General features: G+C 50.5%; 4 protein-coding genes and 1 pseudogene. 2 read left to right on the top strand and 3 right to left on the bottom strand.

Annotation, left to right across the window (positions count from 1 at the left end):
* Together WBV27_RS01495 and WBV27_RS01500 are read left to right on the top strand one after the other, a co-directional pair.
* The coding region (locus WBV27_RS01495) for a helix-hairpin-helix domain-containing protein (RefSeq protein ID WP_424198792.1) at nt 1-351 on the top strand (351 nt) is incomplete at its 5' end.
* Between the two features lie 139 nt (nt 352-490).
* Nucleotides 491-1,342 carry a DegV family protein gene (locus WBV27_RS01500; RefSeq protein WP_424198794.1) on the top strand — a complete coding sequence of 284 codons (852 nt, stop codon included), beginning with the start codon at nt 491-493 and terminating at the stop codon, nt 1,340-1,342.
* Between the two features lie 93 nt (nt 1,343-1,435).
* On the opposite strand, the gene WBV27_RS01505 is transcribed toward WBV27_RS01500, so the two are convergent.
* From WBV27_RS01505 to WBV27_RS01515, 3 genes and pseudogenes are all read right to left on the bottom strand, one after another.
* Nucleotides 1,436-1,939: an AbrB family transcriptional regulator gene (locus tag WBV27_RS01505; RefSeq protein ID WP_086628529.1), complete on the bottom strand. Its 504-nt coding sequence runs from the start codon at nt 1,937-1,939 to the stop codon at nt 1,436-1,438.
* A gap of 346 nt (nt 1,940-2,285) precedes the next feature.
* Nucleotides 2,286-4,286 carry an HIRAN domain-containing protein gene (locus WBV27_RS01510; RefSeq protein WP_424198796.1) on the bottom strand — a complete coding sequence of 667 codons (2,001 nt, stop codon included), beginning with the start codon at nt 4,284-4,286 and terminating at the stop codon, nt 2,286-2,288.
* Between the two features lie 180 nt (nt 4,287-4,466).
* A pseudogene (locus WBV27_RS01515) lies at nt 4,467-5,113 on the bottom strand (citrate transporter); the annotation flags it as partial.

The raw sequence follows: 5,113 nt of genomic DNA on the forward strand, positions 1-5,113 counted from the left end.
GGCATGGTCAAGGACACGAAGCACAAGACTTCGTCGCTCATCTTCGGCGAGAAGGATGAAATCGTGGAACTCAGTCCGAACAGCCAAGCCTTCCATCGTGTGCAGCGGATCCAGGAAGAGGTCCACCGCTTCGCGATCACCTTCCACCGCCAAGTGCGCGCCAAGAACAGCATCGCTTCCCAATTGGATCAGATCGAAGGCGTCGGGCCGAAGACCCGTACGAAGATCCTGAAGCATTTCAAGACGATGAAGAACATCCGCGAAGCCAGCTACGAAGACCTCAAAGCCTTGGGTATCCCTGAAAAGACGGCGCTGCTGATCAAGGAGGAACTCGGCGAACTGAACGATTGAGCCTTTATTTTTGCATCCGCAACGACCCATTTAAAGGGGCCGTTGTGCCGAAATTTTCCAAACAGTCGAAACGTGCTATACTGTAGAGTAGACCACGGAATATCCCGTGATAGAACTCGCGCTAGAGGAGGCGTTACTGATGAAAATATTTACCGATAGTGCTTGTGATCTGGCTTATGACTATCTGCAGGAAAGTGATGTGGAAGTCTTCCCGTTGACGACTCTGCTGGATACCGGCGAATACGAAGATATGATCGAAATCCAAGCCGACAAAGTCTATGAAATGATCGCACGCGGCGGTCACCCGAAAACGAGCCAAGTGTCCTTGGAAAAATTCCATTCCGGTTTCCGGAAAGCTGCAGAAGCCGGTGAGTCAGGCATCTACATTTCCCTTTCCGCCAAGCTATCCGGCACCTACCAAGCGGCCAACTTGGCATACCAGCAACTAAAAGAAGAGTTTCCAGACTTTGATCTGCGGCTCGTCGACTCCATGAGTGCTTCGGTCGGCGAAGGCTTGTCCGTCGTCGAAGCAATCGAGATGCGCGAAGCCGGTTTTACTTTGGATGAAATCGAAGCGCGTGTCCGATTCACGGCTGCGAACGTCGTGTCCCTTTTCACCGTCAAGGATCTGAATTACCTTGCGGCTGGCGGTCGTCTTTCGAAGTCCAGTGCCTTTCTCGGGGGACTATTGAATATCCAACCTTTGCTTGAAGTGGTGAACGGCGAACTGATCCCCGTCGAAAAACTGCGCGGACGCAAAAAAGTCATGAACCGGATGTACGAACGCTTGCGCGATGAAGCGGATATGATCCAGGAACAAAACGTCTTCCTTTGCCATAGCGACGATGCCGAAGCGATAGAGGAAATGCGCCAATACATCGAAGAGCATTTCCATCCGCGTCGCATCTATGTGAACACGATTGGTTCCACAATCAGCTCGCATACCGGTCTGGGAACGCTGGGATTGTTCTTCCTGAAGAAATACGAGTAACAATAGTTGCTTCAGTCAAAAAAAGCGGCCGTCTCTTGGAGACAGTCGCTTTTTTGTTGCGCTTGTCCGATTCTTCGAAACGGCCACTTTTACTTATTTATTTATGTACGTGCTGATGAATCGGACAAAGATCGGCATCAACAGGATGACAGAGAATAGCCGGACGAGATGGATGGAGGAGACGACGATCGTGTCCGCCTCAAAAGCCGCCGCCAGGATGGTCATATCCGTCAATCCGCCCGGTGAAGTCCCTAGCAAGGCCGTGATCAGATCGATTCCAGCCACTTTGTGCAGGATGTAGCCCGCAATCACTCCGACCGTCAACAAAATCAGTACGGAAGTAACGGCAGGGAAAAACACCTGTTTCATTTCGGCCAAGCTGCTTTTCGTGAAGTTCATGCCGATGGTCCCGCCAATGATGATCTGACCGATGATCTTCAGATTGGCCGGCATGTAGCCCATCTGCGAAAAATAATTGTAGATGGCGACCGCCACCAGCGAACCGATCATCCCTCCGGCCGGCACGCGGAAACGGATCCCAGCCCAGCCTCCGATGAATGCCACAATCAAAGTCCCCAACAGTTTCCCAAAATTCATATATTTACTCCCCCTTCTGTCAATTTAATGCTCTCTTCCCATTTTCGACTTTCCCGCGAAATAGTCAAGTTCATTTCCGCGCAAAAAGAGGAACACCCTGTTCTTTAGGTGTTCCTCTTCGTTCTTTGTAGAATAGTATAAAGTTTTCTGAACTACAAGTGCTTCACCGCAGGTGTTTCACAGGATTGCAAAATATTTTGTGCATCCCAAGACGTTGGCTAGCTGCACGGGTTAGCCCTTCGGAAATTAGATAAATCTGACCCATTGCGCTCTACGATGCTCATTCAGGGCCAGATTTCCTAAATTTCTTTCAGGGCTGAACGAACCCGTTCCGCTTTTCTTCTTCTTATTCGTATTTCTTTTTCTTTGGCGGCGGGAACGGAAGGATGATGCCTTGACCCTGCTCATTCGGTTGCGCCTGGAAAAAGGTGCGTTTCAGGACAATGGTGATTTTCGGCCGTTCCATTTCGACCGTCGGCGATTCAAGGATCGCATAAAGACGCTCCTCGGCATCAAGCAGACTCGCCAAGACGGGATTCTCCGACCGCGGCACATAACCCAACATGTAGCCGGCTTGGGTCGCAACGGCGATGGCATTCGCATCATAGGAATTATCGGCTTCGCGGATGAGCTGCAGCAAGTCCCCCGGTTTCAGGAAATCGGCGACTCCACTCAGCTCATGGAACTGTGTCCCGGCGATATACGTATGCAGCAATTCCTTATCCGTGTGGGCATGGCTCAATGGCGGCTGCTTTGCCTTCAGATAGCGGCTTTCTTTTTGGTTCTTCAGATTTTCCGGCTGCAACAGTCTGTCGATCTGCCGCTTCATTTTGATGTTCGGCTCTTTTTCAAACGCAATCCGGAGTTCATGTTCCACCTGGTCGGACCATTTTTTCCTGTGCTGTTGCAGCACCTGGGCCGCTTTTTTGCGCACGCCTGCATGGCGATAGTGGATGCCGCGGATGCACCAGGCTTCATTGTATTTGCGTTTCTCGCTCATCACTTCGAACAGGCGCAGCAACCATTCGTCGGCGCGCATCAGATCCGTGACGCTCGGATTTTCCGGCTCTTCGGTTTCCAGAGGGAGCGTGTAGAGATCCGGGTTCAGGATCGCTTCCAGGTATTCGCAGACATCGTCGAAATAGAATTCGGGATTGATTTTCAGGAAGAAATCCAGCATGTTGAATCCCAAAGGTTGCCGACTCAGCACTTCCATGAAAGCCGGAAAATCGGGATGCATGTTCAGATAGACGAGCACTTTCATAATCAGACTATCCGATTCCTTCGGGGCGGAAATTTCCTGATAGACGATATGGCGCCATTTAGGCTGATGCAGGAAACTCTCGACTTTATGCACCAGCTTTTCGTAGCGGGCAATGCGGGTATCCCACATGGTTTTGGTGCGGCGGTATTTCGTTTCATTTTGACTGATGAAGTCGTAATCCTGTTGCCAATAGTCGACTACCTGATACCAGATGCTGACGAGCGCGCCGAGATCGATGAAGCTTACCGCATAATCGCGCTTATCGATGAACTTATACAGGAAGTCCAGTTGGGCATCGAGGGTCAAGCTGTCATTGTTGTAGTCGGCGTAACAGATCAGGTAAGCGAAATCCGTGAAATTGGCTGCAGTGATCTCGGTCTTTTTGAAATAGGCGCGCATATCCGTTTTCTGGATGCAGAGATTGGCGTAGATGTTGGCGAGGAAATCGCTCTTGATGCCTTCATGCATCATCCAGTGTTGCTGCTCCCAAGTGACCGGCTTCAGCAGGAACATGGCAGCCAGTTTTCCGTAACCGACAGTTTGCTTGGCCAATTCGAAGATGAAATTGTTCTGCAGTGGGAAAACATACTGGATGCTCTCGAGCACGTACAAAGTGTACTCGCTGTGGTAACCCAGTGTGCGCATGATCTGTTTGGTCGTATCATATGGAAAGAAGCCCAGAAGGATGATGCCCAGTTTCACCTGTTCCGGATCGGTGCCGCTGCGGGCGAGCCGCATGCCGAGATGGTACAACCGCTCTCGTGCTCCTGATTCCGCTTCCAAAGTAATCCTCACTCTTTCGCGCAATTCAAGGAAATAACTGCAGATGGGGTAATGCTCCAGAAAATGGCGCAGAACAGGGTCTGTCAGGATCGCCTCTTCTTTGTGGACGAGGTCCTTGAGGATGCCGCAGCACTCCTTCGCCAAATCCTCTTTCCGCCAAAACGGGATCCCTTCGGATGCAAGGACATAAAGCACATCTTTTTGCCCAGCCGTCCGCTCATCCTGGAACCGATAAGGCAGACCAGGCTGTTCATCCCGCATCCGGCAAATTGTATCGAAAATGCTCTGGTTATTCTCCAATTGGCAACCCTTCTTTCCTGTTGACTCCGATGCTCTCTTTCTTCAATATTACCATAGATTATAGAGTGCCACTATGTTAGTTTTAAAAATTATTTAATTAACATAAGCAAAATGCACAAAAAAAGCGCTCGGTTTTATCCGCCGAACGCTTTCCTTCATTCACTATATTATTGTTGAATCTTAAAGCGGCATGACGCCTGTGATGCCGTAGACGATGATGTAGATGAACAGGATCGGCCAAGCAAACTTGATGTAGCCTTTTTGGAAGTCGACGAAGTTGATCTCCGTGTATTCGCAAAGCATGTACAAGGCCGGGATGACCGGGCTTATTAAGCGGAATGCTTGCCCTACCATCGAAGCGACGGCGGCCTGATCCGGCGTGATGCCGAACTGGCCCATTACGCCTGCCATTACGCTGGCGATCCCGAAGTAGAAGGCATCCTGAGGCAGGAATGTGATCGCTGGTGCAGAGATGATGGCGTAGATCGGCGCCATATGCGTACCCAATGATTCAGGGATGATTTTAGTGATCCCTTCCGCCAAAGCAGTAGCCATTCCGCTTCCTGTCAATATTCCGGAGAAGACGCCGGCTGCCAAAGTAGCCAAGGCTGGCGCCAAAGAATCGGCAGCAAGTGCATCCAAACGTTCCGTAACCAGTTTAGAGGAGCGGTAATTCGCAGTCAAAGCGATTGCGGCTCCCAGCATGAACAGGATACCACCGTGGGCAATATCCATGATCAGCATCGCCAAAAGCGCAAGCGTCATGATCAGGTTGAACCACCACATTTTAGGTCTTTTCAATTCAGGTTCGTTATCGCGGATTGCGT

It is taken from the genome of Trichococcus sp. (assembly GCF_049589555.1).
In the GTDB taxonomy this organism is placed as follows: domain Bacteria; phylum Bacillota; class Bacilli; order Lactobacillales; family Aerococcaceae; genus Trichococcus.

Coding starts and splice junctions, on each gene's coding strand:
- WBV27_RS01500 (WP_424198794.1), top strand. CDS start 491: ATGAAAATATTTACCGATAGTGCTTGTGATCTGGCTTATGACTATCTG.
- WBV27_RS01505 (WP_086628529.1), bottom strand. CDS start 1,939: ATGAATTTTGGGAAACTGTTGGGGACTTTGATTGTGGCATTCATCGGA.